This is a genomic window from Natrinema soli (assembly GCF_028618695.1).
Map to the genome: position 1 here is coordinate 1 of NZ_JAQIVI010000313.1, position 5,587 is coordinate 5,587.

General features: G+C 60.7%; 3 protein-coding genes and 1 pseudogene. 2 read left to right on the top strand and 2 right to left on the bottom strand.

Annotated features, from left to right (window positions below):
• A pseudogene (locus PGX04_RS18800) lies at window positions 1-152 on the bottom strand (alpha/beta fold hydrolase); the annotation flags it as partial.
• Window positions 153-340: 188 nt separating this feature from the next.
• Here PGX04_RS18800 and PGX04_RS18805 point away from each other — a divergent pair.
• Both PGX04_RS18805 and PGX04_RS18810 read left to right on the top strand, forming a co-directional pair.
• Window positions 341-4,609, top strand: coding sequence for a vWA domain-containing protein (locus PGX04_RS18805; RefSeq protein ID WP_273739903.1), 4,269 nt, complete (start codon window positions 341-343; stop codon window positions 4,607-4,609).
• 118 nt (window positions 4,610-4,727) lie between these two features.
• The gene (locus PGX04_RS18810; protein ID WP_273739904.1) at window positions 4,728-5,195 is read left to right on the top strand and encodes a hypothetical protein; all 468 of its coding nucleotides are present in this window, start codon (window positions 4,728-4,730) and stop codon (window positions 5,193-5,195) included.
• A 275-nt stretch (window positions 5,196-5,470) separates the two neighbouring features.
• Here the strand turns inward: PGX04_RS18810 and PGX04_RS35065 are convergent.
• Window positions 5,471-5,587, bottom strand: a 117-nt coding sequence (locus tag PGX04_RS35065) for a DHHA1 domain-containing protein (protein WP_465263825.1), incomplete at its 5' end; no start/stop codon positions are given.

The window sequence follows — 5,587 nt, forward strand, 5'->3', positions numbered from 1 at the left end:
CAAACGACGGCCTCGTGGGGGCCGGCGACGGCGGCGTGTTGCCAGCCCCAGAGCCAGCCGCCGAGGCCGGCCTCGGAGACGAAGACGACGGGTTCGCCCTCGCCGGCGCGGTCGTAGTACAGCGAGACGCTCCCGTTCGATGCGATGGGCATACGGAACGTGTGGCAGCCGAGAAAGGCGACGGTTTCGATTCCGTGCGGTCCTCAGCGATGGCAGCCGGTACTATTCGTAGAAATTATAAATTATTCATTATTTTCATCATTGAACACCCAACATCCATTATAACTTGATGTCCTACATTAAGAGAAATTATAAATACAGGAAATATTATATTCCTGGTATGGGGTTCGAAAAAGAACGATTGGGTGCAGTATTCTTCGCCGTACTACTGGCGACCTCGCTGGTCGCTATGCCCGCACTCGCGAGCGGACCGAGTGCGAGTGCGGCGGACGAGCAACGGTCTCCGTTCGCAGTCCAGCCCGGTAACGCTCCCGGGCCTAACGATGGATCGCTCGGTCAGAAGGGCGGTGGACCACCGGGTCAAGACGGACCGCCGGGACACGACCGCGGCGATGCAAACGTCACGGTTCCGAATCTCGAGGAGAACACGACGCTCGAGACGATCCTCGCTGCGACTGAGCGCCTCGAGGAGCTCGATATCGAGGACGACGACGCCGCGACGGCGGCGGCGAACGATACCGTCGCGGCGATCAATGCTTCGCTGCACGAGTACCGTCGGGTCCGATACGCTGATTCGCAGGCAGCCTTCAAACACTTGGCTGACGCACAGCAGGCGCTCGCGACACTCCGGAGCGAAGTTGATGAGGACGACGAAGCGGTCGTCGATGCGATTAGCGAAGAACTGTACACGGCGGGCAACGCGAGCGCTCGCCTCGCCGTCTCCGATGCGACTACTGTCGTCGCCGAAAACGAAGGCGAGTTCCGCAATCACGGACAGCGACAGAAGGTTGAGAGTGCACTCGGAAACGCCATCAATGCCCTCGAACGGGCCGATAGGACCGTTTCGCGGGATATCTCTGGGAAGGGAAAGAAACGAGGCAAGTCCGCTGACCGATCGATCGGTCCGGACGACCGCGCGAAAGCGCTGTCGCACCTCGAAAACGCCTGGAAGCATACGGAGCGAGTGTTCGACACGGTCGAAGCAAACACCGAACCCTCGCTGTCGCTGACGCAGGGGCGCCCATTCGAACGAAACGGGACGGTCCAAGTGTCGCTTCAGGCAATCCTGACTGACGTTCGTCCCTATAACTACGACAACGCCACGGTGACGGTCGATGGAAACGCCGACGTCGATCCCGTTTCGTTCACTACCAGCGAAAAAGCGGGAACGACTGCGATCGGATCGACGCTCGTCGATCTGGGGTCCAACCCCGAAAATGTGACCGTTACCGTGGCGGCGACGGCGGACCACGACGCCGACCGAACGGTCGAAGCGACCCACGAGATTCGTATTACGGAGGACGATATCGTGTGGGAACGGCCCGCCCCCGACGAATACCAGACCGTTGAAGCCATCGACGAATCCTCTGGCGTTTCAGTCGCCGTCGGCGGGGACGGCCTCCACGAGACCGACATCTCGGTTTCCGACGAGACGCCCGCGACCGATAGCGCGTACCGTGCCGGACCGATGGTACGCATCGAGAACGCGACGCCGATCGACGAGGCGACCGTCGAGATTCCTCTCGACGGCGAGGCGCTCGAGCGCGAAGGGAATCTCTCGATCGTCACGTGGGATCCCCACAGCGACGAGCCGTGGACGCCGGTCGAGACCGAGATCGACCGCGACGCCGGCGTCGCGACCGCCGACGTCGACCACTTCTCCTTTTTCTCGGTGTTCTGGATCGACGACTGGGAGGATCGGACGAGCGATACGATCACCCTCGACGACGAACACCTCGACGACGGCGTCGGAAACGGCACCGAGATCGAAAAAGCCGATTTCGTCTTCGTACTCGACGAGAGCGGCAGTATGAGCGGTGCGCCGATCGACTACGCCGAAGACGCCGCCAAGCGCTTCGTCGGCGCGCTCACCACCGACGAACGCGCCGGGCTGGTCGGCTACGACTCGAGTGCGAGCCTCGATCAATCGCTGACGACCGACCGCGACGCGCTCAACCGCAGCCTCGAGCGACTGGACGCCGGCGGCGGTACCCACACCGAAGCCGGCCTCCGCGTCGGCCTCGATCACCTCGAGAGCGCAGGCTGGGAGAACCGCTCGGACGTGATGATCCTATTGTCTGACGGAAAGTCAAACAGCGATTCCTATCCGCTATCGGTTGCCGAAGACGCCGCCGACGCCGGCGTCGAGATCAGTACGATCGGCCTCGGGAACAGCATCGACGAGAACGAACTCCGCGAGATCGCGGCCATCACCGGCGGCGACTTCCACCACGTCGAACGGGAGGAAGACCTCCCCGAGACGTTCAAGCGCGTCGCCGAAAATCAGACCGGCGTCGACCTGCAGGATACCAACGGCGACGGGATTCCCGATCTCGTCGCTGAGATGGATCTCTCGATGCCGACCGGCGAACCCGGCGTCGTCGGCGAACCGCTGAACCTCGATCCGATTGCTCTAGATACCAGCGGCGACGGCATCCGCGACAACGAGACCGTCGACATCGATTATCGAGTCTACGAGGAGAACAACGAGACGAAGCTCACCGCACAGGTCACCTACGCCGAGCATCATCCGGCACTGATCGATACGACTGGCGACGGATTGACGGATCGCGAACAACTCGAGGGCTGGGAGATCGAGGTCGTCGACAATTGGAAGGACGCGAAGGCTCTCGAAGAAGCACTTCATGAGAAGGACAATCCAGACCTCGATCCGTACTTTACACCGAAGACTGCATCAGGCGATCCGTTAGTTAGCGACACTACTGGAAACGGTCTCACCGATGCCGAGCAGGTTACACTCGGAACGGATCCCGCTGCAGTCGATACGACGGGTGACGGTCTCTCGGACGCATACGCCAGCGAATCGTTCCAAGAGGATCCAACGGTCTTTACCACCACACCGCCGCGGATCACGGCACTTGACGCCGACGAGGAAACCATCACGGAATGGCGAACGAAAGATGTGCTTTGGTGGACGGTCTCGTACCCCGTTTACACCTACGAGTACGAGTTCGAGTACACGATCGAAGACGAGGCGGGTCTCTCCCGGAGCGAGTTGACGAAAGACGGCCGGAGCTGGGACACTAACTACTATAGCGGTATCGAGGAAGTAGACGAATACACGCGCTTTACGTCGGCGTACGAAGGGTTCATCGCCGATTCGCTACGCGGTGCCGAGGTCTACATCGAAGTTGCCGACGTCCACGGAAACGAAGACAAGGTTCGCGCGTTCCAGAAGAATGCGTTCTATACCGACCTCGCCGAGGAGTACGCCACCGACTCGCTGTCGGCCGGGACGACGGGAACGCTCTCCGGGTTCACACACGGGGCATCGGAAACGGCGGATCTCCTCGTCTTGGTGTTCACCCGACCCCACGACACATACGAGTCGTTACAGGAGGTTCGAGACGCGCTCGGGGAGACGGCGGTCAGAGAAATCGTCGAAGGCCTCCCCGAGAGCGTCAGGGAGCAGCAACGTCAGGAGAATCCCTTTAACCCCCACACGCAGACGGCCAAACACGACGCGTTCGCTGACGGCTGGTACGCCGGCTACAGCCTGCACTTCGCCGCTTCGATGGCATACGGCGGCTCCGTGACCAAAGCGGCCAGAAACCCCGACGAACTCATCGACGCGCTCCGACAGGCGCGTCGCGGCGTCGACGATCTCTCGAGCGGCCTACGATCGGGATCGAAGACGGGACTGACGAGAAAGGCGATGACTGACGGCGGACGAGTGACCGATAACTTCCTCCGCGGGACCCGCTCGTCGGGTGCGGCGAAGAAAGCCAGTGGCGCTGTAGACGAGATTCCGGCGTCCCGATTCGACGAACTAGCGGACGTCCACGAAGAGGTCGGTCGGTACCTGAACAAACACGGCGAAGAGGGCGCGCGGGTCATCTCGGAGCTGGACGATGCAGCGGCGGTCAGAACCGTACTCAACGCGGACGAACTCACCAGAAACCGGTTCACCCACCTAGTGAACAACAAGGAACAGATTCGCCACGTCGACTCGCGTCTCGATGCGAACGACTTCGTCAGGATCGTTGAGGCGGATGACCTCACCGAGGTCAGGATCATCGCGAAGGATCGGAACGGAGACGTCCTCTGGGCGAACGCGGGGACCGACGAGTACGGCATGCAACACATCGTGGGCCGTCACGTTACCGGCGATATTCCGTCGTCACAACCGACCGACTTCTTCCCAGTCGGTACGACAGTTCACCGCGGCGGGAGCACGTACACGATCCCGAATGAGATGAGTTTCGGTGACGTTCAGGATATGATCTTCGAGGGGATCAAGCACGGGAGTCGTGCAACGAACGATCAAGCACGAATTGTCTTCCGTCCAGCAGACCACGGGTTCGACGTTGGCGTAGACGAGATGTACATCATCCAATTCAGCGGGGAAGGTGTTACAACGGCGTATCCGACAGCTGGTGAGAACGTCATAAGTGTACCGGGGAATTAACGACTAAATAGTCCGGATCGACGAACGACCCCAAGAATACTACGAGATGTCAGGAAGTTCTACATTCCAATTCGAACTTGAGTGCCCCTTCGCCGAAGGGAAACGAATTCGAGCGTACATGGTCCGACTGGATTTTCGAGTCATCGGGAGAGGCGTGTGTCTCACGGGCCGTGGCGACGGCTATGCCTCGGATTACTTCCCGCCTCTGGCTCGGAAACTCCTGGACGGTACAGCACCGATCCTTCGCGGCGAGGAGTTCACCGCTGTCTTCCATTACATGAACGGGAGACTCATCTTCACGCCGTCGACAGATGAAACCGTCATCGTATCAGCAACGGCTGCGGACGGCACGAAATTAAACCCCGACGTTCCTGATCGTGGTGTCGCCGTTTCGAAAACGGCTATTGTCGAGGAAATCCTGCGACTCGGAGCACACGTCGAGGCGAACCTCGAGGCGGTCGTCCCCGATTTCGACGACGAGCGAATCCAGACGTTCTTGCACGCCTACGAGAACGCCCAGCGAGTCGCCCGCGAGCACGGAATCGAGGCGCCAGAGCCCGTCGAGTACGGAACGGATCGGGAATAATACCGCTCAGAACCGCTCAACTGAGGACCGGAGGTGGAGCGGGTGGTTTCGAGTCGATCCGAGTGACGGTCCAATACCGATTCCGGAAATCGGACGGTTCGGTCCGGGTGACATTGTGCTATACGCGAGCGAACGTCTTGGACCCTGACCTGCGAGGCGAAGTCGAGCAGTCGATCCTCGTCGAGATGACGACGCTCGTCGATGCGTTCCGCCGGGACACAGCCGAATACATCGAAACGGTGACCGACGAGAAGAATAGGAGAGCCGAGCAGCGATCAGACGTCCTGAATCTGCCGCAACACGTCCGGCGCGTCCTCGAGCGCCGCGTCCAGATCCTCGACGTTGGGACCGCCGCCCTGGGCGAAGTCCGGCGGGCCGCCGCCACCACCGCC

Coding starts and splice junctions, on each gene's coding strand:
- PGX04_RS18805 (WP_273739903.1), top strand. CDS start 341: ATGGGGTTCGAAAAAGAACGATTGGGTGCAGTATTCTTCGCCGTACTA.
- PGX04_RS18810 (WP_273739904.1), top strand. CDS start 4,728: ATGGTCCGACTGGATTTTCGAGTCATCGGGAGAGGCGTGTGTCTCACG.